At 69.6% G+C, this 25,827-nt stretch carries 27 protein-coding genes; 14 read left to right on the forward strand and 13 right to left on the reverse strand.

The window, feature by feature from the left end; translation table 11 throughout:
* The first annotated feature begins 29 nt into the window (after positions 1 to 29).
* Positions 30 to 329, forward strand: coding sequence for a hypothetical protein (locus tag NS4_RS09435; RefSeq protein ID WP_218020331.1), 300 nt, complete (start codon positions 30 to 32; stop codon positions 327 to 329).
* Positions 330 to 477: 148 nt separating this feature from the next.
* Here NS4_RS09435 and NS4_RS33630 read toward each other — a convergent pair whose 3' ends face one another.
* From NS4_RS33630 to NS4_RS09450, 3 genes are all read right to left on the reverse strand, one after another.
* Entirely contained in the window at positions 478 to 1,173 is a 696-nt protein-coding gene (locus NS4_RS33630) for an NUDIX hydrolase (RefSeq protein WP_063059176.1), read from the reverse strand.
* Between the two features lie 52 nt (positions 1,174 to 1,225).
* Positions 1,226 to 1,870 (reverse strand): transcriptional repressor LexA, encoded by a 645-nt coding sequence (gene lexA, locus NS4_RS09445; RefSeq protein WP_063059137.1) that lies wholly within the window; start codon positions 1,868 to 1,870, stop codon positions 1,226 to 1,228.
* 151 nt (positions 1,871 to 2,021) lie between these two features.
* Complete coding sequence (locus NS4_RS09450) at positions 2,022 to 2,612, reverse strand: NADPH-dependent FMN reductase (RefSeq protein WP_063059138.1); 591 nt, start codon at positions 2,610 to 2,612, stop codon at positions 2,022 to 2,024.
* Positions 2,613 to 2,854: 242 nt separating this feature from the next.
* On the opposite strand from NS4_RS09450, the gene NS4_RS09455 reads away from it, so the two are divergent.
* Both NS4_RS09455 and NS4_RS09460 read left to right on the forward strand, forming a co-directional pair.
* Complete coding sequence (locus NS4_RS09455) at positions 2,855 to 3,316, forward strand: GNAT family N-acetyltransferase (protein ID WP_063059139.1); 462 nt, start codon at positions 2,855 to 2,857, stop codon at positions 3,314 to 3,316.
* A 17-nt stretch (positions 3,317 to 3,333) separates the two neighbouring features.
* On the forward strand, positions 3,334 to 4,155 hold the full coding sequence (locus NS4_RS09460) for a hypothetical protein (protein ID WP_063059140.1): 822 nt from the start codon (positions 3,334 to 3,336) through the stop codon (positions 4,153 to 4,155).
* A gap of 22 nt (positions 4,156 to 4,177) precedes the next feature.
* Here the strand turns inward: NS4_RS09460 and NS4_RS09465 are convergent, their stop codons facing one another.
* From NS4_RS09465 to NS4_RS09480, 4 genes are read right to left on the reverse strand one after another with little or no spacing between them, the layout of a single operon-like run.
* Positions 4,178 to 5,155, reverse strand: coding sequence for an SCO2521 family protein (locus tag NS4_RS09465; protein ID WP_063059141.1), 978 nt, complete (start codon positions 5,153 to 5,155; stop codon positions 4,178 to 4,180).
* A gap of 1 nt (position 5,156) precedes the next feature.
* Positions 5,157 to 6,158 (reverse strand): SCO2522 family protein, encoded by a 1,002-nt coding sequence (locus NS4_RS09470; protein ID WP_063059142.1) that lies wholly within the window; start codon positions 6,156 to 6,158, stop codon positions 5,157 to 5,159.
* On the reverse strand, positions 6,159 to 7,073 hold the full coding sequence (locus NS4_RS09475; RefSeq protein WP_063059143.1) for an SCO2523 family variant P-loop protein: 915 nt from the start codon (positions 7,071 to 7,073) through the stop codon (positions 6,159 to 6,161).
* Positions 7,074 to 7,083: 10 nt separating this feature from the next.
* Complete coding sequence (locus NS4_RS09480) at positions 7,084 to 8,934, reverse strand: SCO2524 family protein (RefSeq protein WP_063059144.1); 1,851 nt, start codon at positions 8,932 to 8,934, stop codon at positions 7,084 to 7,086.
* Between the two features lie 220 nt (positions 8,935 to 9,154).
* On the opposite strand from NS4_RS09480, the gene NS4_RS09485 reads away from it, so the two are divergent.
* Entirely contained in the window at positions 9,155 to 10,789 is a 1,635-nt protein-coding gene (locus NS4_RS09485; RefSeq protein WP_245665209.1) for a Na+/H+ antiporter, read from the forward strand.
* Positions 10,790 to 10,804: 15 nt separating this feature from the next.
* Here the strand turns inward: NS4_RS09485 and NS4_RS09490 are convergent, their stop codons facing one another.
* The 3 genes from NS4_RS09490 to NS4_RS09500 form a co-directional block, all read right to left on the reverse strand.
* A complete protein-coding gene (locus NS4_RS09490) occupies positions 10,805 to 11,461 on the reverse strand; it encodes a UdgX family uracil-DNA binding protein (protein ID WP_063059145.1) in 657 nt (218 codons plus the stop codon).
* A 9-nt stretch (positions 11,462 to 11,470) separates the two neighbouring features.
* Positions 11,471 to 11,797 (reverse strand): hypothetical protein, encoded by a 327-nt coding sequence (locus tag NS4_RS09495; protein ID WP_063059146.1) that lies wholly within the window; start codon positions 11,795 to 11,797, stop codon positions 11,471 to 11,473.
* A 145-nt stretch (positions 11,798 to 11,942) separates the two neighbouring features.
* A complete protein-coding gene (locus NS4_RS09500) occupies positions 11,943 to 12,455 on the reverse strand; it encodes a MarR family winged helix-turn-helix transcriptional regulator (protein WP_174552079.1) in 513 nt (170 codons plus the stop codon).
* A gap of 95 nt (positions 12,456 to 12,550) precedes the next feature.
* Between NS4_RS09500 and NS4_RS09505 the strand changes: the two genes are divergently transcribed.
* The 9 genes from NS4_RS09505 to NS4_RS09545 all read left to right on the forward strand — a co-directional run bounded on the left by NS4_RS09505 (position 12,551) and on the right by NS4_RS09545 (position 21,248).
* A complete protein-coding gene (locus tag NS4_RS09505; RefSeq protein ID WP_084487053.1) occupies positions 12,551 to 14,632 on the forward strand; it encodes an MMPL family transporter in 2,082 nt (693 codons plus the stop codon).
* Positions 14,633 to 14,813: 181 nt separating this feature from the next.
* Positions 14,814 to 15,884 carry an ABC transporter substrate-binding protein gene (locus NS4_RS09510; protein ID WP_169811745.1) on the forward strand — a complete coding sequence of 357 codons (1,071 nt, stop codon included), beginning with the start codon at positions 14,814 to 14,816 and terminating at the stop codon, positions 15,882 to 15,884.
* Complete coding sequence (locus NS4_RS09515; RefSeq protein ID WP_063059148.1) at positions 15,865 to 16,959, forward strand: FecCD family ABC transporter permease; 1,095 nt, start codon at positions 15,865 to 15,867, stop codon at positions 16,957 to 16,959. Before NS4_RS09510 ends, NS4_RS09515 begins: the two co-directional genes overlap by 20 nt.
* Positions 16,946 to 17,701: an ABC transporter ATP-binding protein gene (locus NS4_RS09520; protein ID WP_063059180.1), complete on the forward strand. Its 756-nt coding sequence runs from the start codon at positions 16,946 to 16,948 to the stop codon at positions 17,699 to 17,701. The genes NS4_RS09515 and NS4_RS09520 overlap by 14 nt, the downstream gene beginning before the upstream one ends.
* Positions 17,698 to 18,321 (forward strand): hypothetical protein, encoded by a 624-nt coding sequence (locus NS4_RS09525; protein WP_063059149.1) that lies wholly within the window; start codon positions 17,698 to 17,700, stop codon positions 18,319 to 18,321. The genes NS4_RS09520 and NS4_RS09525 overlap by 4 nt, the downstream gene beginning before the upstream one ends.
* Positions 18,314 to 18,955 carry a hypothetical protein gene (locus NS4_RS09530; protein WP_063059150.1) on the forward strand — a complete coding sequence of 214 codons (642 nt, stop codon included), beginning with the start codon at positions 18,314 to 18,316 and terminating at the stop codon, positions 18,953 to 18,955. Before NS4_RS09525 ends, NS4_RS09530 begins: the two co-directional genes overlap by 8 nt.
* A complete protein-coding gene (locus NS4_RS09535; RefSeq protein ID WP_063059151.1) occupies positions 18,949 to 19,452 on the forward strand; it encodes a hypothetical protein in 504 nt (167 codons plus the stop codon). The genes NS4_RS09530 and NS4_RS09535 overlap by 7 nt, the downstream gene beginning before the upstream one ends.
* Positions 19,453 to 19,563: 111 nt before the next feature.
* Entirely contained in the window at positions 19,564 to 19,935 is a 372-nt protein-coding gene (locus NS4_RS09540) for a VOC family protein (protein WP_063059152.1), read from the forward strand.
* Positions 19,932 to 21,248, forward strand: coding sequence for a cryptochrome/photolyase family protein (locus NS4_RS09545; protein WP_063059153.1), 1,317 nt, complete (start codon positions 19,932 to 19,934; stop codon positions 21,246 to 21,248). Before NS4_RS09540 ends, NS4_RS09545 begins: the two co-directional genes overlap by 4 nt.
* Positions 21,249 to 21,298: 50 nt before the next feature.
* Here NS4_RS09545 and NS4_RS09550 read toward each other — a convergent pair whose 3' ends face one another.
* A complete protein-coding gene (locus tag NS4_RS09550; RefSeq protein ID WP_063059181.1) occupies positions 21,299 to 22,399 on the reverse strand; it encodes a DoxX family protein in 1,101 nt (366 codons plus the stop codon).
* A gap of 496 nt (positions 22,400 to 22,895) precedes the next feature.
* Between NS4_RS09550 and NS4_RS09555 the strand changes: the two genes are divergently transcribed.
* Positions 22,896 to 23,864, forward strand: coding sequence for an Acg family FMN-binding oxidoreductase (locus NS4_RS09555; protein ID WP_063059154.1), 969 nt, complete (start codon positions 22,896 to 22,898; stop codon positions 23,862 to 23,864).
* Positions 23,865 to 23,898: 34 nt separating this feature from the next.
* Here the strand turns inward: NS4_RS09555 and NS4_RS09560 are convergent, their stop codons facing one another.
* Both NS4_RS09560 and NS4_RS09565 read right to left on the reverse strand, forming a co-directional pair.
* Positions 23,899 to 24,825 carry a D-isomer specific 2-hydroxyacid dehydrogenase family protein gene (locus NS4_RS09560; RefSeq protein ID WP_063059155.1) on the reverse strand — a complete coding sequence of 309 codons (927 nt, stop codon included), beginning with the start codon at positions 24,823 to 24,825 and terminating at the stop codon, positions 23,899 to 23,901.
* Between the two features lie 107 nt (positions 24,826 to 24,932).
* A complete protein-coding gene (locus NS4_RS09565) occupies positions 24,933 to 25,757 on the reverse strand; it encodes an SDR family oxidoreductase (protein ID WP_063059182.1) in 825 nt (274 codons plus the stop codon).
* Positions 25,758 to 25,827 lie beyond the last annotated feature (70 nt).

The raw sequence follows: 25,827 nt of genomic DNA on the forward strand, positions 1-25,827 counted from the left end.
CGCGCCGTTGTCCGGGAAAACACGCGACCATGAACGAAACCGAGGATCCCGGCACGGAATCCGCCGAGATCGCCGAGTGGGCGAGCAGCGCGATTCCCTCGACCGGCGAACAACTGGACGAAGACGAACTGGCCGCCGATCCGCTCGAGGAGGGTATGGACCCGCCCGACCACTGGTCCGCCGCGGATCGCTACGCCACCTCGCCGCGGGAGCAGCGGGAGGGCGAACCTATGGAGCGCCGGCTGGCAGAGGAGGAGCCCGATATCGTGCCGGAGGGGCAGCGTTCGGCCGCCGGGCCCGACGCGCAGCCCGGTGCCGAGCAGCCCTGAGCTGCTCGGGGCTCGGGCGGTGCCGGGGGCCCGGCCGTGTCCGCCCGGTCGGCGATTGCGTAATTCGTAGTCGGCGACCGGGCGGCTACCGACCGGCGGGTGCCGACTCCCGAGTCCGCCGCTCGTCAGTGGCGTCGCCGGCGAGAGCTCAGTGCCTCGTCCAGGTGGGCTGAGCGAAATCCGCGACCCGGGCCGCTTTCGGTTCGCTGCCCAGCAGCACCACCTCGCGGAACTGCCAGAGCATGGCGCCGGTGGGGGCGTGGATCGTCATATTCGGGCCCAAGCGCATCTGCAGCAGGCCGGGTTCACCGGGCGGGGCGTCGACCGCCGGGGCGCCGTCGTGCATCCGGGCGGAGTCCGGTAGCACCCAGTGCGGTGTGTCGTCGGCGGCGAGCCGGTCGAAGGTGGCCTGGTGCACCGAATGGACTTCGTCGGCGTTCGGGTTCAGGCGCGTGATGTCGGACAGCGTCGCCACCACGGGAGTGATGGCGAATCCGGAGCTGGCCGGGAAGTCGTCGAGCGTGCCGAGTACGTCCTCGGGGCCGGTCGTCAACCCGAGTTCTTCGTGTAGTTCGCGCAAGGCGGCCTGCTGCGTGGTCTCGCCCGGTTCGACGCGGCCGCCGGGCAGCGCCCACTGCCCGGCATTGCGGCCGCGATAGGCCCGTTTGATGACCAGCACAGACAATGACCCGCCCGTGTCCACTACACACAGCACCACGGCGGCCCGGCGCAATCCGTCGGTATCGGGTACCGCGATTCGCGGGAACACTGCCAGCCGAGCCCGTGCGAGGGTGCGGAAATCATCGAGGTGGTGGGGGACCCGCGGTCCCGGGTCTGCGCCCATATGTTCGATCATGCACCATCGGCCCGCGCCCGCTCCGCGGCGGGCGCGGCGTTCACATCCGCCGCATCACCGAGACGACCTTGCCCAGCACCACCGCGTGGTCGCCGTCGATCACCCGGTAGGCGGGGTTGCGCGGTTCCAGGTACACATGCCCGGCGCGGCGGCGGAAGACCTTCACCGTCGCCTCCCCGTCCAGCATCGCGGCGACGATCTCGCCGTTCTGCGCGTCGGGCTGGCGGCGCACCACCACGATATCCCCGTCGCAGATGGCCGCGTCCACCATCGAATCCCCGCGTACCCGCAACCCGAACACGGTCCCGTGGCCCACGAGTTCCCGGGGCAGCGTGAGCACGTCGTCGGTGTGCTCGTCGGCGAGGATCGGCGTACCCGCCGCGATATCGCCGACGACAGGGACCGCGACGGCGTCGCGGGCGGGTTCGGCCTCGGTTCCGGCGTTCAGGAACAGCCGCACGTCCATGGGGCGCGAGACCCCGTCACCGCGGCGCAGGAAACCCTTCTCCTCCAGGCTCCTCAGATGTTTCGACACCGAGGACGAGGAGCGCAGCCCGACGGCTTCGCCGAGCCGGCGGGTATTCGGCGGGTAACCGTGGCGCACCACCCATTCCCCTATCACCGCGAGGATGCGGCGCTGACGTTCCGGCAGGGTCGAGGTGTCGAGGTGGTCGTATTCGGTCACCGCGACATCGTATGACCAGGCGTGACGGCCGTTTACGTGGTATCCGTCGTTGCCGGGTTGCCGGGTTGCCGGGTTGCCGGGTTGCCGGGTTGCCGGGTTGCCGGGTTGCCGGGTTGCCGGGTTGCCGGGTTGCCGGTTGCCGGGGGTGGGCTCAGCGCGCAGCGTAGGGCCGGGCCGCGCGGGCGGTTCGCAGCGCCTCGCCCCACCAGACGAGCTGGTCGAGCAGCGTGGTGGCGGCGGTATCGGCGCCGGCGTCGGGTGCCAGTGTGCCGGTATCGTCTCGCTGACCCCAGGGGTTGTGGAAACTGACGGTGTCGCGGACGGTGACAGCGTGCAGTTCGGCGAACACCGCGCGCAGATGCTCGGTCGCCCGCAGGCCGCCCGAGATACCGCCGTAGCTCACGAAACCCACGGGTTTGGCCTGCCACTCCGCATGGTGCAGATCGATGAAGTTCTTCAGGGTGCCGGGATAGCTGTGGTTGTACTCCGGCGTGATCACCACGAAGGCGTCGGCGGCGGCGAGCGTCTCCCGGGTCCCGGCGATGCCGGCGGCGGGCGCGCCGAAGATGTGCGGTAGTTCGGTGTCCGCGATATCGACGGTGGTGGGTGTCAGATCGGCGCGCAGCGACGCCCTGCTCAGGAACCAGTCGCCGACAGCGGGTGCGAAGCGACCGTCCCGGCTGCTGCCGATGACGACCGCGACGCGCAGGGGTGTACCGGTGCCGGATGCGGCGATATCCACTTTTCCTCCAGAAGGTGTGCCGGGCGGCGGGTCCGCCGCTCTACCGACCACTCTGGATCCTCAACTATCGTTGAGGTCAAGCCGGAGAACCGGCCTCCTGTGACGGGCCTCCGGCAACGGGTATGCCGACGATAGAACGTGGCGCATCACGGAACGGTTGCGCGAGCTCTACACTGGCGCGGTCGGCGAGCCGACGTTCTAGTCTGGAACCGGACGGCGTATGCCCTGGCACGAGGGAGCACATGGATATCGCGGAGGCGCCACAGCCGGTGTACCGGCAGGCCCGCTTTGCCGATCTCGAGGACATCGCGGCCATCGAGGCCGAGGTGTTCGGTGAACCGTACCTGTACCTGATGCTGCGCCAGCTCTATGACCTGCACGGTTCGGAATGGCTCGTCGCCGAGGTCGCGGGAACGGTCATCGGGTACGCGCTCACCCTGGAGAAGTCCGGCCGGGCGCTGCTGTTCACCTTCGCCGTGGCCAAGCGGTACCAGGGCGCCGGTTTCGGCCGCGCCCTGCTGAACCAGACCCTGCGCGTATGCCGGGAACTGGGGGCCGACACGGTGTACCTCACGGTCCGGCCCGACAACCATCCGGCCGGAAACCTGTTCAAACAAGCCGGTTTCGATTTCCTCGAACACGACGATCGCTACTTCGGACCGGGGGAGCCCCGTGACCTGTACGAATTCCGACTGCATCCCTGAGCGCTAAACTGGTTCGCATGGGCGAGATCTCGCCGTTCGTGGCATCGGTCTCCACCCGGATCGCCAGGCACGCAGCGGCTTACACCGCCGAGCTGGATGCCGACGAGCACCCCGAGCGGATGTCACTGGACACCTTCGCCGTGCACGTCGAAGCCGTTCTCGATGATTACGATCCGCCCAGCGCGCGCCGCCGTCACTCCGACACACTGGTCTTCCCGCACCTGTACGGCGCGGCCCGGGATCCCCGCCCCGACGAGGAGGGCTGGCGGGTTCCCAGCGCGGTACCGGCCGCGCTCATGGCCGCCGAGGTCGAGTTCCGCGGCCCGCTGCGACTGAGTGCCCGCCAGAACACGCTGCTGGCCGAGGAATACGAGGCGATCGGTGCCCAACTGTCGGAGGTCGGCCTGGCCACCCACGCGGCCCTGGCGTTCCGCCGCGCCATGGCGTTGTACCGGGTCAACGAGGACGACGAAGCCGAGGACCGCTGCGGCCTGCAACTGGCGCGTGCGAATACCCGTGGACTACCGCGGGGGTTGCGGCGCTGGGCCGGACAGGGCTCCTATGTCCTGTGTGGTCACGGGTACCGGCCCTCGTGGCTGCTGGGCTGGGTGATCCTGCAGATGCTGCTGTTCACCGGGGTCGCGGTGCTGTTGGGTGGGCAGGCGGTCGACGACACCGTCTACATGGGCGTCACCGGCTTCCTGAATCCGCCGGGCCCCGGTGATACGCAGGAACTGCCCGGTGCCGTGCGGACACTGTTCGTCGTCGAGGCATGGACCGGTGCGGTATCGATGTCGGTGTTCTTCGCGCTGCTGGTCCGCAAGTGGTTCCGGATGTAGCCGGGGTGACGGTGCGGGCGCGTCACCACTCCGCGTCGAAGATCTTGTGCCGCAATGCCGAAAGCGTAGCGACCGCGATATTGTCGCGTAACCGGCCCACCAGCGTGTTCCATTGCCGGGAGAAACCGGGATCGTTCTGCAGATCCTTCCACAGCGCGCGCAGTACCGGCGGCGTATGCGCGCCCGGCATCCACAGGCCGGCCAGGTGTTCGAGGGCGGGCGCGAGGATATCGATCCGTTCGCGGCTGTGCGGGGCGAACCGGTCGGCTTCGTCGAGAGCGTCGGCCAGTACCGTCAGCAGCCAATCGTGAGCGGCCAGATCCTCGCAGAACCGTTGCGCCGCTTCCAGATCGGTTTCGTCGCGCACGATCAGTCGCACCGAGCGGACGGTGTCGTCGTCCAGGTGCAGGGTCGCGGCCGGGCCGCTGCTGCCGCCGACGCGGGCCGTCCAGCGCAGCCGGGTCGTCCCGGCCCGCACCGGTGGGTTCTGGTCCAGCCGGGAATCGGCCCGGACCCGGGCCAGCAGCCGTTCACTGATCGACGCCAGGTCCAGCGGGGCCGTCCCCGGCAGCGGGTCGGCGGCGAGATAACCGTCGGCCAGGACGTTCCCGGCCGCCATCCGTTCCGGAATCCGGGTGACGACCTCGGTGACCCCCTTCTGGCTGATGTAGTGGGACCAGGTCTGGCGGCGGCGTTCGGCTGCCCGCACCACCCGGGTGCGCGCCGAGGACTGCAGTACCCGCCCGCCGGCGAGTGCGAGACTGGTGGCCACCGTGCCGACGATCCGGGCGGGCTGCTCGCCCAGCCGGAGATCACAATCGACTCCCACCGCCGTGGTCGGGGACAGGCCCAGCGTGCCCGGTCGCTCCCGCCACCGCACGCCGCAGCCGGGCAGCAGGGCCAGCAGTTCCCCGGCCTCGGATCGGGTCAGCGCGGTGGCCGACGGTAGCAGACAGGTGCGTACCTCACCGAGGACGACCAGGGGCGCGGTCGCGACCATCTCAGGACCCGTCGAGTAGCAGGTGGGACAGCCGCTCGCTGATCTTGCGCGAGACCGCGACGTCCTCGGCCGCACCGGTCGCGATGACCTGCGCTAGCACGTCCTCGTCCAGGTCGAGATGGTCGAGTACCAGCCGTACCGCGTGTTCGATGGCGAGATAGCGTTTGGGCAGCATGGACAGGGTCTGATACGCCGCGAACGGCGCCGCGTCCGGGTTGAGCTGTACGACCGGCGGCACTTCGTACCAGCGGCGCGGCCACGGCTCACCGCGCCACTGCTGCGGATCCACCACGGCGGCACCGTGATACCGCAGCATGCCCAGCCGCAGCAGATGCCAGACCGCGGCCAGGAACGGGCAGGACCAGCGGGTCACCGTGACGCCGTCGACGAGCTGGGTGCTCCACAACTGGACGTCCAGGAAGATGGAATGCTCGCGGCGGCCGAACTCCTCGGGTGGTTCGTAGGTGCGTCCGCGCATGGCCTGCGCCGGTTCGTGTTCGGAGGACCGGCGGCCGTTGCACAGCCACCCGGATTGCGCGGTCGGCGGCCGGCGTCCGGTATCGGGCGGCGCCGGTTCGGCGACGATCCGCGCGGCCACCATCTCGGCCACCGGTATGGGCTCACCCAGCGGCACTCCGTCCATGAACTGCGAGGTCTGCCAGCAGCCCGACTCGCGGGCCAGATAGTCGATGGTGATCCCGGCGGCGTCGGCGGCGGTGAGCAGTTTGCCGAGTACCTCCGCGGGATCGGTATCGGGCTGGAAGTAGTCGTCGATCAGGTAGCAGGTGCTGACCCGGACATCCGGGCCGAACCGGACACGGGCGGATTCGGTGAACGCCGCGACCAGCGGCACGATCCGGCGGAACTCCTCTTTCACCCGCTCGAGATCGCCGAGGAGGTCGTTGAGATAGAAGTGCCCGACCTCGATCGACAGGTGCGAGAGCGGAACCGGGGCGACCCAGGGCTGTTCGGTGGCCTCGGTGTAGACCTGCCTGTCCCGCATCTAGAGCCTCTCCCAGCTGGCGACGTCCATCAGGCGCCGCGCGAGTTCGGTATAGGCCTGCGCCGTTTCGTGGTTGGCGATATGGGCGTTGACATCGCTGTCGAGGATCAGCTGCTCCCGCCACTGCAATACCGGTTCCATCGGCGTGGCGCCCAGCACCGCGGTCGCGCCCAGCCGGTTGGCGGTGGCCAGCCGGCGCAGCGCGACATCCTGTTCCTGCAACCATGCCGCCTGCGCCGCGCGCTGCGCGGTGATATGGGAGTTGGCGGCGGGTACGGCGGTGCGGATATAGCGGGTCGAACCCAGCAGGTCGTCGGGATCGTGCCCGCAGGCCGCGCCGGTCTGCAGCAGCCCGTGGGGACCGTAGACCAGCCCGGCCGCCGCCAGGATGTGCTGACGGGTCCAGCGGTGGAAGATCAGCCAGCGTGCCGTCCGGCGGCGCAATTGAGGGAGCGCGGTCGCCTGCAGGGCGATCTCCAGGGCGACCGACCGGCCCGCGCTCAGATCGACGATCACCACCCGGAACTCCTGTTCCAGCGCCACCAGCAGTTCGGCGCAGCGGGTCACCACCGCGTCGTCGGCGGTGAGGAACTCGGCGCCGCCCTCGTCGCCCGGGAACAGGACCAGCCGCCCGGAGCGGGGGGCGACTCTTTTGAGTTCGGACCGATCGGTGGCGGTACCGACGTCGACCCGGGCCGCCGTGCCGGTCTGCCCGAGCAGATAGGAGTGCACCCCACCGTCGGCGACGCCCCGTTCGACCGTGCCGATCTCGAACAGTGCCCCGGCGGTCGGTGACCCGAAATCGAAATCCACATAGGCGACGTTGCGTCCCGACATACACAGCCGGTACGCGATATTGCAGCTGGTCACCGATCGTCCGGTGCCGCCCTTGTCGGAGGTGGAGAATACGAGCATCCGGGCCCCCTCAGCGCGTCGCGTCCTGGCGCGCGTACGCCAGTTCGTCGAGCTGGATCAGTGCCTGGGTGGCCAGACTGTAGGCGGTACCCGGACGCTCGCGCAGCACCCCGCGGGCCCGGTCCAGCGATTGCCGGATACGGTTCACCGCTGTCTGTTTCGGGGTCAGATCATCACCCTCGACCTCGAGCTCCTCCTGGTTGAGCAGATGTTCGGCCTCGCTCAGCAGATCGACGGCGCGGGCGACCATGGTCGCGGGGGCCAGCGGCGGTTCGCGGAAGGTGCCGTAGGCGATCACCAGGCATTCCATGACGCGTTCGGTGACGAACCAGGACGGGCCGGCCGGGACCGAGAGCTCCTGGCCCAGCAGGGCCGCCGGATCGTCCCACAGACCGGCCGCCGGTCCGTCGCGCTGGATGCGCCCATCGAGATGGTCCATCGCCGCCTCGGCCAGCGCCATCAGCTGATCCCGAGTGTCGACATCGGTGCGCAGGCGCGCCGCCTGCAGGCAGCGTTTGAGCATCATGGTCACGAAATCCGGGACATACCATTCGAGCACGGAGCCCCCGCCGATGTCCTCGCTACCGGCCAGCCCCAGCCGGACACCCGGATAGTGCAGGACCGCGGCCGCGTCCCCGGCGGTGAGGCGGCTGGTGATCCGTCCCCGGCGGGCGAGCTGATCGAAAACCGCCACGGTCCGGGCCAGGTCCTCGGTGCTGTCCCGGTACACCAGGTCCTGGATGAGGATGGCGGTGACGGTGAGACTGAAGTAGTCCGATTCCTCGCCGTCGGAGGTGCGCCAGGGAATATCCTCCAGTGGCCAGCGGCCGCCGCCGAACCGGGCCACCGTGGACCAGTAGTTGCGGGCCAGTTCGAACCGCAGCTGCAGGGCGTCGGCGAGTTTGCGCTGCTCGTCGGTCAGCAGGTCCAGCTCCCGGATGCGCTGGGAGGACAGATCGATGATGCCGTCGAGGGCGACGGCGGTGAAGTACAGGTAGGGACGGGGTTCGGCGTGCCCGGCCGCGTGGCCGACCTCGCCGGGTACGAACTCGATGGGTTCGGCGGTGCGCACGATGCCCCAGCCCCAGCCGCATTCGAACAGTCGCTCGTCGTCGGCGACGTCCACCTCGGCGGTCTGGCTGAGCCGCACCTCGTTGGCCGCCTGCACCCGCAGCCGCTCCAGCCGTGCCGACAGGCGCCGGATCACCTCGTCGGCCGGGGCGTGATTCTGGTTGATCATGTGCAGGATGGCCTGCCCGGCCTCGGATTTCGGCTCGGGCGTGTGGATGACGAAACTGCGCACCAGCCCCGCCATCGCGGCGGTGAGCCGGATCCCGACCGCGTCGATCACCAGCGGAATGCGTTCGCTCAACTGCCGTGCCTCGCGCCGCACCTCACCGCCGACGAAACGCTGGAATCCGCGCAGGAAACGCAACGCCGCGATACACAGGCTCAGCGACATGGAATAGGAGTCGACGATCCCCAGGGCGAGCTGTTCTTCGGTCAGCGGGCGATCACCCGCCGCGCGCAGGTAGGAGCCGGCCGCGAAGACAGGGTCCCCGTCGGGACCGGTGTAGCGCTGCAGATAGTCCTCCAGCAGGCCGACCAGGGCGCCGCCGATGCGGGTCTCCTCGCCGAAGGGGTCGAGTGCCCGCCGGGCGTCGGCCGCCATATCGTCGGGCTGGTCCAGGGCGAAGGCCTCGAGTTCGGTCGCCGGGTACAGCAGGCACAGCAATTGTTCGGCGTCGCTGATCGAATTGCTGCCGTCGCGACCGCCCCAGGTCCAGGTGTTGCCCCGGTAGGAGCAGGCGAGCACTGCCCGCCACAGGTCCAGCAGCTGTTGCCGCGGCCTAATTCTCATATTCCGTGTCCTCGCCCCCGCGTTCGATCGGCGCGTCGAACGTCGTCACCTAGAGTGTGCCCCGAATTCGTTCGCCGGGACAACTATTCGGCCGGTTCCGCATTTGCCCCGGGATAACCTGCGCGGCAATCGCTTCCGGTCGGCCGGGCCGGAAATCCGGCGCGCGGCCCGCGACCGGCCTCGCCGCCTCGCCGGCCCGGGTTCCCGGCCGGATCGGTCCGTGCTCGGCATTGCGCGGGCCCGTAACGCGTGGGTGGCAGCAGACTGGGATGCCATGGACCAGTTGGTGCTGACATTCGTGCTCCTGTTCGCCGCGGTACTCACCGAGGCGATCGGGCGGCGGATCGGTGTCGCCTCGGCGGTCCTGATGACGCTGTTCGGCGTCGTGCTCGCCCTGCTGCCGTTCGTGCCGCAGATCGCGATACCCCCGCACCTGATCCTGCCGCTGGTCCTGCCCCCGCTGCTCTATGCCGCGGCCCGGCGTACCTCGTGGCGTCAGTTCGCGGAGAGCTGGGAGCCCATCGTGTTGCGGGCCGTCGGTCTGGTGCTGGCCACCGTGGCAGCGGTGGCGGCGGTGTTCCACGCCTGGTATCCGGGTCTGCCGGTCGCGGCGGCGGTAGTGCTCGGGGCCATCGTCGCCCCACCGGATCCGGTGGCGGCGACCGCGCTGGCCGGTCGCCTCGGACTGCCGCGCCGGCTCGTGGTCGTACTCGGCGGCGAGGGACTGTTCAACGATGTCACCGCGATCGTCGTCTACTCGGTCGCGGTGGACGCCGTGCTCACCGGGCATTTCTCGGGACTGCGAGCGGCGGGGGAATTCGCGGTGTCGGCGGTGGTCGCCGTAGCCGTCGGCCTGGCACTGGGTGTGGCGGGCAGCAAATTGACCCGCTATCTGGCCGAAGCGAGCGCGCAGGTCGCGCTCAGCTTGCTGCTGCCCTTCGCGGCCTACGGTTTCGCGGAGTCCTGGGGCGGTTCGGGGGTGCTGGCGGTGCTGGTGTGCGCGCTGTACCTGACCGACGCCGTCACCGAGTTCGCCGATGCCGACTACCGCGTGGTCGGCAACTCGTTCTGGGAGATCACCGAGCTGCTGATCAGCGGTTTCGCCTTCGGTCTCATCGGTCTGGAGCTGAGTGCGGTGCTCGCGGCCACCGGGAACAGCTGGCCGCAACTGCTCGGGGGTGCGGGCGCGGTGCTGGCCGTCGTGGTGGGGCTGCGGCTCGCCTGGCTGATGACGACCTGGTGGCTGCGCGGGAAGTGGTGGCACGACGAGGACGCCGACGAGCCCTACACCTGGCGGGAAACGGTGGTGACGTGGTGGACCGGTATGCGCGGGGTGGCCACGGTGGCGCTGGCGCTGGCCATACCCCTGTCGACCGAGGCGGGCGCGAATTTCCCGGGGCGGACCGAGATCCTGTTCACGGCGTTCGCGGTGGTCCTGTTCACCTTGCTCGTGCAGGGACCGACGCTGCCGCTGGTCGTCCGGCTCACCGGTGTCCGCGCCGACACCTTGGCCGAACGCCGGCTCGAACGGCAACTCTGGGAGCGGGTGGTGGGGGCCGAACTGGCCCGCCTCGAGGAACTGGCCGAGGCCGAGCAGGTACCCGAGGAACTCCACGAGCGGCTGCGGGAGGGTATCCGGCGCCGGCTGGCCCGGGCCGATCCGGAAGCGGCCGACGCGGACGCGCGCGCCCGCGCCGAGCGCGAGGCGCGGATGAGGGTGGCCGTCGGGCGTATCCGGGCCGAGGTGACCGAGGCCGGCCGACGGGAGGCGCAGGCCGCTCGCCGGGAACCGGGTATGCCCCCGGACCTGGTCGACCGGGTGACCAGGCGTCTCGATCTGGGCCCGGGCCGGTGATCCGCGCGCCGCGGGTCACCGGTGTAGGGAATCGTGAATGTAGGTGAGGTCCGCCAGGAACTCGGTATATGCCGAATCGCGGTCGGGGGCACGCAGCACCGAGGAGGGATGCACCGTGCCGGTCACCCGGAAATCCGGGCGTTCGACGGTGCGGCCCCGCAGCGGGCCGACCGTGGCCGACGGGCCCAGTACCGCCTTCGCCGCGACCGCGCCCAGACAGACCACCAGGTCCGGGGCGATCAGATCCAGTTCGGTGGCCAGCCAGGCCGAGCATGCGACGACCTCGGTCCGGCTGGGTTGTTTGTGGATCCGGCGTTTGCCGCGTTCGGTGAACTTGAAATGTTTGACCGCGTTGGTGAGGTAGATCTCCTCGCGCTGGAATCCGGCTTCTTCCAGCGCGCGGTCCAGCAGCCGCCCGGCCGGTCCCACGAACGGTTCTCCGCGCAGATCCTCCTGGTCGCCGGGCTGTTCGCCGACCATGACCACTGGTGCGTGCGCGGGTCCGGCGCCGAACACCGTCTGGGTGGCGTCGCGGTAGAGGTCGCAGCCGCGGCAGTCGGCCGCCGCTGCGCGGACCCGCCCGAGATCGGCGCCGCCGGGAACGAACTCGGCGGCGCCGACCGGTCTGGGTGCCCGGCGGTTGTTCGTGGCCGCGCGGGCGGTGGGGCTCATCGGGCGGGTCTACTTGCCCAGGGCTTCGGCCAGTTCGTTCTTGGTCATCTTGGAGCGGCCCTTGATATTGCGGCTCTTCGCTTCGTTGTACAGCTGGTCGCGGGTCCGGCCCTTGGGCTTGTCGGTGCCCGAGCGCAGTCCGCCGCGCCGCTGCGGTGACATATCACGGGTCGAGGTGCGGCTGGCGGTCTTCGTCTGACCGGCCTGGGCGCGGTTCTTGTTGACCGTGCGCGCACCGATCTCCTTCGCCCGCTTCGTACTGGCCCCGCGCTCCTTTGCCGAGTCCTTGATGTGCTCGTACTGCCGTTCCTGCTTGTCGGTCCATTCCTTCGGCATGACACACCTCCTGTCTGCCCGGCCGGATACCCGCGTACAGCCAGGACAATCAGCATGCAGGTCGCCGCGGGTCGTGGGCGTCCTACCCCGGCTGCGCGGCAGTATGCAGAAAAATGCCGGAGGTTCTGGCGGGTCGGTGCCCGGGCTACCGGTCGCCCGGTGCCCGGGTCAGCGCGGCATGGTGGTCCCGCATGGCGGAGATGACCGCGGCGAGCACCCGGTGGGCGGCGGCGAGATCGGCGGTGGGCAGGGCGGCGAGCGCCGAGCGGGTGCGCCGGCCCAGTGGATGGAAGAATTCGCCGGCCACCGACATGCCGTGGTCGGAGTAGTGCAGCAGCACCCGTCTGCGATCGCCGGGGTCGGTTTCGCGGTGGATATGGCCCGAGGCGATCATCCGTTCGACCAGATAGGTGATCGCCGCCGGGGACAGGCCCATGAGCTCGCGCAGGTGTCCGGCGGTGAGCGGTCGGCCCTCGGCTTCAGCGGTGGCGATGTGCATGAGCGCGCGGAAATCGGTGCTGCGCAGGGAGTGCGAATGGGCGAACAGATGCCCGATCTGCTCGGATACCGCGGTCAGCGCGCGGATATCGGTGGCGATCTCGGTTTCGGCGTGTTCCCGGGTCGCGCTGTCCGTCTCCGCCGAGGGTTCGTCTCTCACCTGCGCCGTCCTTTCCCTTATCCCGCTCGCAAGAGTGTAGGTCCCCCGGGGTGCCGAGCCTTGCCAATTATTTCAGTTTTTGAAATAGTTGCCGGGTGAATGCTTGGGAACGCTTCGCCGCCGTGGTCACCGGACACCGCTCGTGGGTGCTGCTCATCGCCGTCCTCGCCGCCGCCTGCGCGGTGATCGTGGGCGTCGGTGGAAACGACGACGCGGGCCAGGCGCCGACCTCACTGCCGCAGGATTCCGAAGCCGCGCGGGTCGAGGCCGCGGTGGCGGAATTTCCCGGTGGCCGGGACGCGCCGGCGATCCTGGTGGTCACCCGGACCGACGGCGCGGAATTGACCGATTCCGACCGAGCCGCCGCCACGAAGACCGTTCAGGAGGTTTCCGGTGCCGCCGCGGACGCGCTCGTGGTCGCGCCGGACGGCAAGGCGGCACTCGGGCGTGCGACGGTGTCCGCCGACCTGAACGGTGCGGACCTGGCCGCCGAGATCGACCGGCTGCGCCAGGTGGCCGCACAACACACGCCACCCGGACTGGCCGTGCAGATCACCGGTGGCCCGGCGTTCGGTGCCGATATCGCCGACTCCTTCGCCGGAGCGGACGTGACCCTGCTGGCCGTCACCGCGCTGGTGGTCGCGCTACTGCTCATCGTCACCTACCGCTCACCGGTGCTGTGGCTGGTACCGCTGCTGGTGATCGGTCTCGCCGACCGGACCGCCACGAGTATCGGCACGGCGCTGGCCCGCGTCACCGACCTCTCCTTCGACGGCTCCACCGCGGGCATCACCAGCGTCCTGGTGTTCGGCGCGGGCACCAATTACGCGCTCCTGCTCGTTTCCCGCTATCGCGACGAACTGCACGGGCATCGCGACCACCGCGCCGCGCTGCGCCGGGCCGTCCGGCGCGCCGGACCGGCGATCCTCGCCAGCAATGTGACCGTGGTGCTCGCCCTGTGCACGCTGCTGCTCGCGACACTGCCCAATACTCGTTCGCTCGGCCTGATGGCGGCCGCCGGGCTGCTGGTAGCGGTGGTCTTCGTCCTGCTGGCGCTGCCGCCCGCTCTGGCCCTGTGCGGGCGGAAGATCTTCTGGCCCTTTGTTCCACACGCGAGTGCCGACGGCACCGCGGCGCCCGGGGTGTGGCATCGGATCGCCACCCGGGTGGTGGCCCGGCCCACCGTGGTCGCCGGCGGGGCGGTCGCGCTGCTGGTCGTGTGTGCGGCGGGCTTGACCGGCGCGGATATCGGGTTGTCGCAGACCGAACAGTTTCGGGTGCGGGCCGAATCGGTGGACGGGCTGGACACTCTTGCCGCCCATTTCCCCTCGGGTGCCTCGGATCCGACCGTCGTGCTCACCCGCAACGATGCCGCTGCGGCGGTCCGTCCGGCGTTGGAGTCCGCCCCCGGAGTCTCGGCTGTGGTGCCCGCGGGCGGTTACGACGGGGTGGACCGGTGGATGGTCACCCTCGAGGCCGCTCCCGAATCCGAGGCGGCCTACACGACGATCGGACAATTGCGCGGCATACTGGCCGGGATACCCGGCGCCGAGGCGATGGTGGGCGGGAGCGACGCGAAAGCGCTCGACACCCGCGACGCCGCCCGCCACGACCAACTGCTGGTGATTCCGCTCATCCTGCTGGTGGTTTTCGCGGTGCTGCTCGTCCTGCTGCGGGCGCTACCCGCCGCTGTCCTGCTGATCGGCGTCACCGTACTGAGTGCCCTGGCAGCGCTGGGGCTGGGCAGTCTGGTGAGCACGCATCTCTTCGGCTTCCCGGCGCTGGATACGACGGTGCCGCTGTTCGCCTTCCTGTTCCTGGTGGCGCTCGGTATCGACTACACCATCTTCCTGGTGACCCGGGCCCGGGAGGAGGCGCCGGGCCACGGCACCGTCGACGGTATGGTGCGCGCGGTCTCGGCGACCGGCGCGGTGATCACCAGCGCCGGAATCGTACTGGCCGCGGTGTTTTGTGTACTCGGTGTGCTGCCGCTGATCACCCTCACCCAGCTCGGCATCATCGTCGGCATCGGCATCGTGCTCGATACCTTCCTGGTGCGCACTGTCGTCATCCCCGCGCTGTTCGCCCTGGTGGGGCCGAAGGTGTGGTGGCCCAGCGGTTTCGGCGGCGACGCGCACCCCGCGCCCGCCGCCGAACTCGCGGAGCGGCGGCAGTAGTGGCGGAACGGCCTGTCGAGAAGTGAGTCACCCCCGATTCACAGCATCTGGATAGGTAAGGCTAACCTGAATCCTGTTTGTACGATTCACAGGCAGGACGGTAGAGCGCATGGCATCGAATATGCAGCGTGCACGGCGGCAGAAGCGGAGCTTGCCGCCACGGCGATGGATGGTCGCCGGCATGATCGCAGCCTTCGCGCTGACCGCCGGGTGCTCGACCCGGGAAGCACAGACCGAGGAGGTGGCCGCCGCCGGCGCGCTGTCCATCGTCGATCAGCGGGGCGAGACCGTCACTTTGGACGGGCCGGCGGACAAGGTGGCGTTCACCGTGATGCCGGCGCCGTCGATCTTCGCCGCGGTCGACCGCGGTTACGACCGCATCGTCGGCATCAATCAGTCGACCCTGGTGGCGAACCGGGGCGGCATGTTCGCCACCATGTTCCCCGGCTCGGCCGATTCGGCCGTCGTGGCGGGCAACGATTTCGTGCCGAACGTGGAAACCCTGCTGCAACTCGACCCCGATGTGGTGGTCCAGTGGGGCGACCGGGGTTCGGAGGTCACGGCGCCGATCGAGGCGGCCGGATTCCCCGTCGTGGGCCTGAAATACGGCACCCAGGACGATCTCGAGCAGTGGATCACCCTGTTCGCGCAGATCGCGGGTAAACCCGAACGCGGACAGGAACTCATCGACTGGCAGCGCACCGAGCAGTCCGAGATGCGCGCGCAGGTGGCGGCGCAGACCACACCGCGGCCCCGGGCGATGATCCTGTCCCGCACCGGCGACACCTACAGCACCACCAGCGCCAAGGGCTACGACGGTTTCCAATTCGATCTCGTGGGCGCCGATCTGGTGACCAAGGGTTTCGTCTCCGAGTCCGGGCAGGTGAGTCCCGAGCAGATCCTGACCTGGAACCCCGAGGTCATCATGCTCAGCGGATTCGACCAGAGCACACCCGCCGATATCTACGCCGATCCGAGGCTGACCGGCGTCAGCGCGGTACAGAACAAACGCGTCTACAAGACCCCACTCGGCGGTTACCGGTGGCAGGTGCCGAGCGCGGAATCGCCGCTGATGTGGCAGTGGATGCACCGGATCCTGTACCCGGCCGCGCGCGACGGGCAGTTCCGCGACGATATCCGGGCCGCCTTCGACGACTTGTTCGCGTACCGCATCTCCGACGAGGAGATCGATCAGGTGCTGCGCCTGGACCTGAACAAGGACGCCGCGGGTTATGACCAGTTCCTCCGCTGACCCGGCGGCGGTCGCGGCGCCGGAAGCTCCGGCGCCGCGCCGCGCGCGCTTCGACCGGCGCCTTCTCGCGATCCCGGGATTCCTGGTCCTGCTGATGGTGGTGGCCCTCGCCGCGCTCGCGGTGGGCCGCTACACCGTGCCACCGAACGAAATCGTGCGCATCCTGCTGGGCCAGATCTTTCCGCTGGAACAGACCTGGTACGCGCAGGAACGCACCGTGGTGCTCGATGTGCGGCTGCCCCGGGTGCTGCTGTCGATCCTGCTCGGCGCCGGACTGGCACTCACCGGCGCGGTCATGCAGGCCGTGTTCCGCAATCCGCTGGCCAGCGCACAGGTGCTGGGGGTTTCCTCCGGTGCGTCCTTCGGCGGTGTGCTGATCCTGCTCGCCGGTTTCGGCGGCGCCGCACTGGTCGGCGGTGCCTTCCTGGGCGGCGTGCTGGCGCTGGTGCTGGTGGTGGCGACCGCCCGGGCGGTACCCGGCGCGCCGTTGCTGATGATCGTGCTCGGCGGCACCGTGGTGGGCGCGATGTTCCAGGCGATGGTCTCGTTCATCACCTATATCGCCGATCCCTACAGTGAATTGCCCTCGATCGTGTTCTGGCTCATGGGTTCGCTGGCGACGGCGACCTACGCCAAGGTGCTCACCGCCGCGATCCCTGTCGTGGCGGCCGGCCTGGTGGTACTCGCCCTGCGCTGGCGGCTGAACATCCTCGCCATGGGCGACGAGGACGCCACCGCACTGGGCCTGAATCCCGCGCGGCTGCGCAATTTCCTGCTGCTGTGCGTCGCGCTGATCACCGCGGGTTCGGTCTCGGTCGCCGGGGTGATCGGCTGGGTGGGCCTGGTGGTCCCGCATCTGGTGCGCATGATGGTCGGCACCGACAACCGGATGGTGCTGCCGGTCAGCGCGCTGCTCGGGGCCGCGTATCTGACCGTGATCGACACCCTCTCGCGCACACTGAGCACCGCCGAGATCCCGATCGGGATCCTCACCGCCATCATCGGCGCCCCGTTCTTCGTGGTGCTGCTGATCCGCAACCGTTCCCGCCTGTGGGGTGCCGATGCTCGAGGCTAGTTCGCTCTGTTACCGCTACTCGGCCAAGGGGCCGTGGATCTTTCGCGATGTCTCGGTCCGCGCCGCCGCGGGCGAGGTATTCGCCGTGCTCGGACCGAACGCGCGCGGTAAGACCACCATGCTCAAATGCCTGGCGGGTCTCCTCCGGCCAGCCTCCGGTTCGGTCGAATCCTCCGGCCCGGTCGGGTACGTCCCGCAGAGCCATTCGGTCGTGTTCTCGTTCTCGGTGCTCGATATCGTCCTCATGGGCCGGGCCCGCACGGTGAAGATCTACAGCACGCCCACGGCCGTCGATCGCGCCGCCGCCCGGGAGGCACTGCGCCGGGTGGGCATACCGCACCTCGCCGACCGCGACTACACCGCGCTGAGCGGGGGCGAGCGTCAGCTGGTGCTCATCGCCCGGGCGCTCGTCTCCGACTGCGACACCATCGTGCTCGACGAACCCGCGGCCGCCCTGGACCTGCGCAACCAGGCCCAGGTGCTGACCGTACTCCGCGCGCTGGCCGACGAGGGGTTGGCGGTCGTGATGACCACCCACCATCCCGATCACGCCCTACACGTGGCCGAACGGTCGATGCTGATGGTCGCCGCCGACGATCAGCGCCTCGGCCCGACCCGCGAACTGCTCACCGGCGCCCTGCTCTCGCAGATGTACGGCGTGCCGATCGTGACCGCCGATATCGAGACCCCCAGCGCGGTCCGGCGGCTCACCGTGCCGGATTTCGGGCGGGGGATCTCGTGACGGTACTGAAAGCCGTGATGGCCCCGGCCCGTAGCGAGTACGTCGGCGGATTCCGGGAGGTCGACGTCTACGACCTGCCGGGGGAGTGCACCGGCGCGGTCACCGGTCTCTACCTGACCGGCGACGTGGATCAGGAGTACCTGGCCCAGCAGCGTCCACTGCTCGATTCGTTCGTCGCGCGCGGCGGACGGATCGTCGTGAACGGCCATGTGCAGCGACTGTTCCTCGATGGCCTCACGAGATGGCGCAAGCTCGACTTCCGGAACCCGCGCGACCTCGCGTTGACGCGGGTGACCGAACACCCGGTGTGGGCCGGCACCGATCCGAAGTCGTTCCTCTACAACACCGGCGCCCGCGGGCCCGTCCCGTTCGCGGAACTGGAACGTATCGGTGTCGCCGGATTCTACGGGCGCGGTTGCTATCCGGACCTGCCCGAGCACGCCCGGGTTGTCCACACCATCGGCCGCACCCGGGCACCGATCGACTACGACTACCCACTCGGGGCGGGCCGGGTTCTGGTCCACGGCGGCAACGACCTGCTGCAGTTCGCCACCGCCGACCGCGGGACCGCGCGGCTGCACCCGCAACTCCTGCGCTGGCTGGAAGGTAACGATGACTGACCCCGAGACCGGTATCGTTTTCCTGCACGGTGGCAGCCACGCCCAGCTGGCCACCCTCGCCGATCCCGCCCTGGCGCCCTATCGGATCCGGCCGGTGCACGTGCGCACCGGCGCCCTGGACGCAGTCGGCGCGGCCGAGGTGATCGTGGTCGCCGACCGCCTCCGCCCGGATCTGCTGCGACGCTGGACCGATACCGTCCTCGCCGGGCTCGGCCGGGGCGCGACCGTGCTCGTGTTCGGTGAGAACCACGCCGGACAGTGGCTGCCCGGCGTCCGGGAAGAGCCCCGGCCCACCGTGTTCTGGTGGTGGCGCACCGGCGAGGACCACCGGCTCCGGAAACAGGCCCCCGGCCATCCTGCCTGGAAGTTCTTCGCCGACCACGCGGTGATCTGGCACTACCACGGTGTGCTGGAACCGCCCCCGGGCGCGGTGAGCCTGGTCGACCTGCACACCGAGGACGGCGTCCACGACGGCTCCGTCCTCTATATCGACGAGAGTTCCACCGCGGGAAGGCTGCTCGTCACCACGATGGACCCGGTCTACCACCACGGCTCCGGGTTCATGCCGGGAGCGACGCAACTGCTCTATTCGGCACTGCACTGGGCCACCAGGAAGAGGGAGAAGACATGCTGACCGTTCTGGAATCCGGGACACCGATCGAGCTCTCGTTCGCCGATCTGATGAAGTATCACGGTACCGAGTTCCCCGGTGGTGTCGCGCACGCGTACTGCGCTGTGCAGCACGCTGTTTCACTGTTCGGCGCAGTCGAACGACGGGAAGTGACGGTCCGCACCGCTTTCCCGGGCCCGGGCGGCCGCGACGCGATCGAGATGGCGCTGCGCGCGGTCACGGGCGACCGTTTCACCGTCGTCCCCGAACTCGCGGCCACCGAGCGCGGGCCCGTCCTCGCCCGCTACGTCTGGGAATTCATCTACCGCGACCGGAGCGTCCTGCTGCGGTTGCGGGACGCGGGATTCGTCACCGCCGAATTCATCGAACTCGGCGCGCGCCGCGACCGCGACGCGGCGGACAACGCCCGGCTGACCGTATTGAAGCAGGAGATGACCGACCGGCTACTCGCCGGCGCCGTGGGCGAGGTCTACGAAGAGGTAGCGCCGCCGACGCGCTGACGCGCATCCCCTCCGGCTCCCCGCCCTACACTCGGCGCGCAGCGCGTGCCGGTTTTCCCGACGAGGGCCGGGGTACGCAACCGGTACAACGTGCGGAAGGAGGGCCGACCCATGGCGGCCGACGGAGTAGAGGGATTGCGGACGGTAGTACTGGACTGCCCGGATCCGTGGAAGTTGTCCGAGTTCTATCTCGGATTGCTCGGTGGGGAAGTGGTGCGCGCGGAAAGCGACGACACCTGGGTCGCCATGGTCGACCCGCAGGGCCGACGGCTGGCGTTCCAGTTGTCGCCGGAGTATCAGCCGCCTCGGTTCCCGGATCCGGCCGGTTCACAGCAGGTCCATCTCGATGTGCTGGTGAGCGATGTGGAGGTCGCCGAACCGGCAGTCCTGGCGCTCGGCGCCACATTCGTTCACGCCGAAGAGGCATTCCGGGTCTACACCGACCCCGTCGGGCACACCTTCTGCCTGGTCTGGTCCACGTGACCGCAGCGGCGGTCGCCCTGTTCACCCGCGATCTGCGGGTGCGGGACAACCCGGTGCTCACCGCTGCGCACCGGGAGGCCGAGACGGTGGCCCCGCTTTTCGTCCTCGACGAGGCCATCCTGCCCGGTCGTTACTGCCCACCCAATCGCGCGCATTTCCTGGCGGCCGCCCTTCGTGAACTCGACGACGAACTCCGGGCGCTGGGCGCCCGGCTCGTCGTCCGCGCCGGAGACGTCGCCGAAGAGGTGGCGCGGGTGGCGGAGACAGCGGACGCGCCGGTCGTCCACGTCGCCGCCGATGTCAGCGCCTACAGTCGCCTGCGGGAACGGCGGCTGCGTGATCGTCTGGCCCGCGACGGTCGTGAACTGCGGGTCCACCGTGCCTCGCTGACCGTCGTGCCGCCGGGAGATCTGGTGCCCGCCGGTAGTGATCACTTCGCCGTGTTCACGCCGTATCTGCGGCGCTGGACCAGCGACCGGCACCGGGCGACGCTGCGCGCGCCGCACCGCCTCGAGTTGCCGGAGGTCGCCACCGGCCTGCTCCCGGGCCCGGGTGAGCTCGGAACGGGGGCACCCTCGCCCGAACTGTCGATCGGCGGGGAGACCACGGGCCGGAAGATCCTGCGGGACTGGCTTTCCCGCCACCTGGACGGCTACGCGGCCGATAGCGACGATCTGGCTGCCGACACCACTTCACGACTTTCCCCGTACCTGCATTTCGGCTGTCTGTCACCGGGTGAGGTGGTCCGCCGCGCCGGTGATTGCTCCGAGGACGCCGCCGCGTTCGTCCGGCAGCTGGCCTGGCGGGACTTCCACCACCAGGTGCTGGCCGCCCGGCCCGACGCCGCATGGGCCGACTATCGCGCGCGGGATATCCGCTGGCGCGAGGACGAACAGGCGCTCGAGGCCTGGCGCGAAGGACATACCGGTATCCCGATCGTCGACGCCGGAATGCGGCAATTGCGCGCACAGGGCTGGATGCACAATCGCGCCCGCCTGATCACCGCGAGTTTTCTGGCCAAGTCGCTACGGGTGGACTGGCGGGCCGGTGCGCGGCACTTCCTGTACTGGCTGGTCGACGCGGACCTGGCGAACAATCAGCTCAACTGGCAATGGGTCGCCGGAACCGGGAACGACACCCGCCCGAACCGAGTGCTCAATCCGCTGCGCCAAGCCGACCGCTACGACCCGCACGGCGACTACGTGCGGCGCTGGGTTCCCGAACTCGCCGATATCGAGGGCCGGGCGATCCACCGGCCGTGGCGGCTCGGCACGGACTATCCGCCGCCGATCCTCGAGTTCCCCGGAATGTAACGCGACGATGCCCGGACCTGCGGCCCGGGCATCGTCGATTCGCCGCGTTGTCAGCGGAGTTTGGATTTCGCGGCCTTCTTCTTGGCCTTGGCCTTCGCTTTGTCGGCCTTGGCCTTCGCCTTGGCGAGCTGGGCGCGCTGTGCCTTCGCCGAGGCGCCGAGTTCACTGCTGCGGTGTTTGGTGTAGTCGGCGAGTTCGGCTGCCCGGTTCTTGGCCGCCTCGGCCCATTCGGGACCGCGGTGCTGGGCGGTTTCGGCGAGTTCGCCGCTGCGGTGTTTGGTGTAGTCGGCGAGTTCGGCTGCCCGGTTCTTGGCCGCCTCCGCCCACTCCGGTCCCCGGTGCTGCGCTGTCTCGGCGAGTTCGCTACCCCGGTGTTTGGTGTAGTCCGCCAGCTCGGCGGCCCGGGTCTTGGCCACGGCGGCCCATTCGGGACCGCGGGTCTGCGCGGTTTCGGCCAGCTCGGCACCGCGATGCTTCGCGATATCGGCCCAGTCGGCACCCCGCTTCTTGGCGGTCTCCGCCCACACCGGGCCACGCTGCTGGGCGATCTCGGCCAGTTCCGCCCCGCGTCCGGCCGCGGAACCCGCCAGATCCCTGCCTCGGTCGGCGGCCTGGTGCAGTTGCTGCCGGACGGCCTCGCCCGTGCCGTTGCCGCGGGCCGACGCACCCACCGGCAACGCACCACCAACCGTGGCGGCGGCCCGGCGGGCGGCGCGGCGTCCCCGCCAACCCAGCGAGGGCTTACCCGCGGTATCCGACGCCGCGATCATCAACCCCCCGAGCAGGCTCACGTCCTTGAGGAATGCCGTCCGCTTGGCCGCGCGGCGCTCGGGGTCGTTCTCGGCCCAGAAGTTCTGCTCGGTCACTGTCGCCGGAACGACCGTCGCCGCCAGCGCCAGCGCCGCCGGGCGCGGCGCCTTGCCCAGCGCCAGAAGAGCGCCCCCGGCGATCTGCACGGCCGCGGTCACCCGTACCAGGGTTCCGGGGTCGGCGGGCAGGTTGCCCGCGATATCGGACGGCAGCGATTCCTTCCCCTTGTGGACCAGGGTCGAAGCTTCCTTCACCCGTGATTCCGGATGCATCAGTGTTTCGACTCCGTTGACGACGAACGCACTCGCCAGCAGGGGGCGGGCGAACCGGCGTAGCAGCATGATGTGCATCCCTTTCTTCGGTGTTTCGCATCTGTCACAGCTGGTCACCAGGGGTAGTAGGCCAGAGTACTGCCGATCTACCCGGCTTCCGGGCCGGGAAACAGAACCGGTCGCAACGTGTCCGCCCGAACCGGCCCGAGGGCGACGAGCGAATAACCGGTAACCCCCCGTTCGAGTGACATGCATCATATAATTCGATCGGACGAATAATTTTCACCAGGTAAGGCATCGAATCATTGCGCCCGGTGGGCGATTCGTAGCCGCGCCGCGCCGCTGTCCCGGATATCGCCCGGCAAATTCGCCGGTGCCGTGCCGCCCGGGGTGCGGACTGTCTACTCTCGGGTACAGAGGATCCGCACCGCAGGCCTGCGGCATCGGGGCCGGCCGAAGTCGCGGTGCCGTGGTCGCGGTGCCGTGGTCGCGCTCTCCGCGTCGCCGCCGAGTTGTCCGGGCCGGAAAATCCGCACACCGCCTGTCATCGGAAGGACGCAATACAATGTCCGCCACGATCCCGGATCGTGAGGCCACCGATCTCGCCCTCGGCCTGGCAGTCCGAGCGCCGTCCGTACACAACACCCAACCCTGGCGCTGGCGGTCCGCCGACTCCGGTGTCCAGCTCTTCGCCGATACCGGCCGGCAGCTGATCGTCACCGATCCCTCGCTGCGTTCGCTCATCGTCAGCTGTGGTGCCGCGCTGCACCATATGCGCGCCGCCCTGGCCGCGCTCGGCTGGGCCTCCGCTGTGGACTACTGCCCGGACCCCAGCGACCCCGACCACCTCGCCACGATCCACACCACCCGCCGGCCGCCCACCGACGCCGAGATCGAAATGGCCGCGGCCATCCTGCTGCGCCGGACCGATCGCCGCCACTACCTACCCAAGCCGATCCCGGCCCGCTATCTGCGGTCCATGGCCGCCCAGGTCTCGGCCCGCGGCGCCGCAGTCCGGCAGGTCCCCGACACCCTGCTACCACGGCTGGCGACGCCCATGCGGCACGCGGTCGCCGCGCACGCCACCGACCGGCTGTACCGGGAGGAGATCGCCCACTGGAGTGGACGTGACCGGCTCACCGACGGCGTGCCGTCCCACAACGCCCCCGCGGCCCGCCCGGACGGCGAAATCCCGGTGCGTACCTTCGCCGACCCCGCCCTGCTCGATCCGGCGAACCAGCCGGACGCCGCGCAATGGCTCGTCGTCGGCACCACCCGCGACGACCGGCGGGCCCAACTGCGGGCAGGGGAGGCGACGAGCGCGCTTCTGCTGACCGCGACCGAACTGGGCCTGGCCACCAGCGTGCAGACCGAACCGCTCGGCGTGCCGGACGCACGGCAGGAGATCCGGACCGGTCTACTCCACGACTGCGCGTACCCCCAGTCCATGGTGCGGGTCGGCTGGAGTCCCCGCGGTTCCGCGCCGCTGGCCGATACCCCGCGGCGCCCGATCGAGGAGATACTCGAAGTCTGATTTATCGGGATCGTGCGGACATGCGCCGCTCCCGTCAGTAACCGCGTTCGATATCGACCAGAGCCAGCAACGGTTCGCCCGCCGCGAACCGTTCCACATTCGCTCGCACATGCTCGGCCAGCAGACCGGGCAGACCGCCGGACGGATTCGCCAGATGCGGGGTGATCACCGCATCGGGCAGCGACCACAGCGGATGTCCGTCCGGCAGCGGTTCCGGATCCGTGACATCCAGTGCCGCGCCCCCGATGGTCTTCTCGCGCAGCGCCCGCACCAGTGCCTCGGTATCGATCAGCGACCCCCGGGCGATGTTCACGATCCAGGCCGCCGGTTTCATCCGGGCCAACGCGTCGGCGTCGACCAGGTGCGCGGTATCGGCCGTCGCCGGTGCCGCGATCACGATATGGTCCGCGCGCGAGAAGAGTTCGGCGTTCCGGCTCGCGTCCACCGTTTCGACCGCCCCCGGTACCGGCTTCCCCGAACGGGTGGAGGCCAGCACCTGCGCCCCGAACGCGCGCAGCAGCGGGATCATCGCCCGGCCGATACCCCCGCAGCCGATGATGGCGACGGTGGCCCCGTGCAGCGTCCCCACCCGTGTCTCGAACTCGGCCTTGCGCCATGAGGTCGCACGCGCCTGTTCACCCAGCCCCCGCACCCCCGCCAAGAGCAGCAACACCGCATGCTCGGCCACACTCGGCGCATAGGCACCGGCCGCCGACGTCCAGACGCGGTCGTCGTCGATGAGGTCCGCGGCGAACCACCGTTCGATCCCCGCACTCGACAACTGCACCCACCGCACCGCATCCGGTAACCGCTCGGGGAAGAATTCCGGCCCGCCCTTCCACACCACTGCCTCGGCATCTTCCAACGGCACCAGCCGGCCGCAACCCGCTTCGATTGCCCGGGCGAGGGCGGGGTCGTATTCCGGACCCAGGTGGATGGCGGGGACTCTGGTGTGGGGCACAGTTCACTTCCGGGATGTCGGGGCCGCTGGCCGCATCATCATCCCCGGCGCGAGCGTCGTCAACAATTCCCCGCACCGGGACCGAGACGCTGGACGCGGACCGGCCGCTAGGACAGGTTTCCGGAGGCCAGCGCCCGCACCCCGGCCACGGTCCCCCCGTCGACCAGCAGATCGACCCCCGAAATGAAACTCGACGCCGGATCCAGCAGGAATGCCGCCGCGTGCGCTATATCGTCCGGCGTTCCCAACCGCCCGGTCGCCGACGCGTTGACCATCGCCCGCATCGCCGCGCCCGACTCACCGTCCAGCTCCTGCCGCCCCATCGGCGTCGAGATCACCCCCGGACTGATCGAATTGAGCCGCGCCCCCCGCCGCCCCCACGCGACCGCCGCGGCCTGCGCCCGCACCACATTGCCCCGTTTCGCCACCGCGTAGGCGATACCCGGATGCGCCTCGTGGTCCAGGAACGGCAACGCCAGCAACTCCGCCGCCGGTGTATACGCGAGCGCCGCGACCTGATCGTCGGGCAGCGGCGCCATATACGCCGACATACTCGCGATCACCACCCCCGCTCCACCCTCGGCGACCACACCCTCGAAAGCATCCAGCACCAGCGCCGTCCCCAGCAGATCCACCTCCAGCACCGCCTTGGTCACCGCCTGGGTCGGCGACACCCCCGCGGTGTGCGCGATATGCGTTACCCGCCCCGCCTCGACGGCAGTCGCGGCCAGCGCCGCCACAGACCCGGCATCCGAGACATCGACGTGCTGCCCCCGCACCTCATGCCCCTCCCCACCCAGCACCTCGACCGCCGCGCCCAGATTCTCCTTGTCGAAATCGGCGATCAGCAGCCGCCGACCACCCCCCACCCGGCGCGCGATCGCCCGCCCCATACCCCCGACCCCGATAACGACCGCGACATCCTGGCCCACCTGGCGCTCCTCACCGACTGCTCCGCTGCGCACCACAATCTACCCACGCACCACAGCCACCGGACCGGAA

The sequence above is a fragment of the Nocardia sienata NBRC 100364 genome (assembly GCF_001613205.1).
Classification (GTDB): domain Bacteria; phylum Actinomycetota; class Actinomycetes; order Mycobacteriales; family Mycobacteriaceae; genus Nocardia; species Nocardia sienata.

Excerpts from the sequence above, each read along its gene's own strand:
- NS4_RS09480 (WP_063059144.1), bottom strand. The coding sequence starts at position 8,934 with ATGAGAATTAGGCCGCGGCAACAGCTGCTGGACCTGTGGCGGGCAGTG.
- NS4_RS09515 (WP_063059148.1), top strand. The coding sequence starts at position 15,865 with ATGACCAGTTCCTCCGCTGACCCGGCGGCGGTCGCGGCGCCGGAAGCT.
- NS4_RS09520 (WP_063059180.1), top strand. The coding sequence starts at position 16,946 with ATGCTCGAGGCTAGTTCGCTCTGTTACCGCTACTCGGCCAAGGGGCCG.
- NS4_RS09555 (WP_063059154.1), top strand. The coding sequence starts at position 22,896 with ATGTCCGCCACGATCCCGGATCGTGAGGCCACCGATCTCGCCCTCGGC.
- NS4_RS09435 (WP_218020331.1), top strand. The coding sequence starts at position 30 with ATGAACGAAACCGAGGATCCCGGCACGGAATCCGCCGAGATCGCCGAG.
- NS4_RS09550 (WP_063059181.1), bottom strand. The coding sequence starts at position 22,399 with ATGCTGCTACGCCGGTTCGCCCGCCCCCTGCTGGCGAGTGCGTTCGTC.
- NS4_RS09530 (WP_063059150.1), top strand. The coding sequence starts at position 18,314 with ATGACTGACCCCGAGACCGGTATCGTTTTCCTGCACGGTGGCAGCCAC.
- NS4_RS09495 (WP_063059146.1), bottom strand. The coding sequence starts at position 11,797 with ATGCCGAAGGAATGGACCGACAAGCAGGAACGGCAGTACGAGCACATC.
- NS4_RS09540 (WP_063059152.1), top strand. The coding sequence starts at position 19,564 with ATGGCGGCCGACGGAGTAGAGGGATTGCGGACGGTAGTACTGGACTGC.
- NS4_RS09455 (WP_063059139.1), top strand. The coding sequence starts at position 2,855 with ATGGATATCGCGGAGGCGCCACAGCCGGTGTACCGGCAGGCCCGCTTT.
- NS4_RS09510 (WP_169811745.1), top strand. The coding sequence starts at position 14,814 with ATGATCGCAGCCTTCGCGCTGACCGCCGGGTGCTCGACCCGGGAAGCA.
- NS4_RS09490 (WP_063059145.1), bottom strand. The coding sequence starts at position 11,461 with ATGAGCCCCACCGCCCGCGCGGCCACGAACAACCGCCGGGCACCCAGA.
- NS4_RS09475 (WP_063059143.1), bottom strand. The coding sequence starts at position 7,073 with ATGCTCGTATTCTCCACCTCCGACAAGGGCGGCACCGGACGATCGGTG.
- NS4_RS09535 (WP_063059151.1), top strand. The coding sequence starts at position 18,949 with ATGCTGACCGTTCTGGAATCCGGGACACCGATCGAGCTCTCGTTCGCC.
- NS4_RS09465 (WP_063059141.1), bottom strand. The coding sequence starts at position 5,155 with ATGGTCGCGACCGCGCCCCTGGTCGTCCTCGGTGAGGTACGCACCTGT.
- NS4_RS09470 (WP_063059142.1), bottom strand. The coding sequence starts at position 6,158 with ATGCGGGACAGGCAGGTCTACACCGAGGCCACCGAACAGCCCTGGGTC.
- NS4_RS09460 (WP_063059140.1), top strand. The coding sequence starts at position 3,334 with ATGGGCGAGATCTCGCCGTTCGTGGCATCGGTCTCCACCCGGATCGCC.
- NS4_RS33630 (WP_063059176.1), bottom strand. The coding sequence starts at position 1,173 with ATGGGCGCAGACCCGGGACCGCGGGTCCCCCACCACCTCGATGATTTC.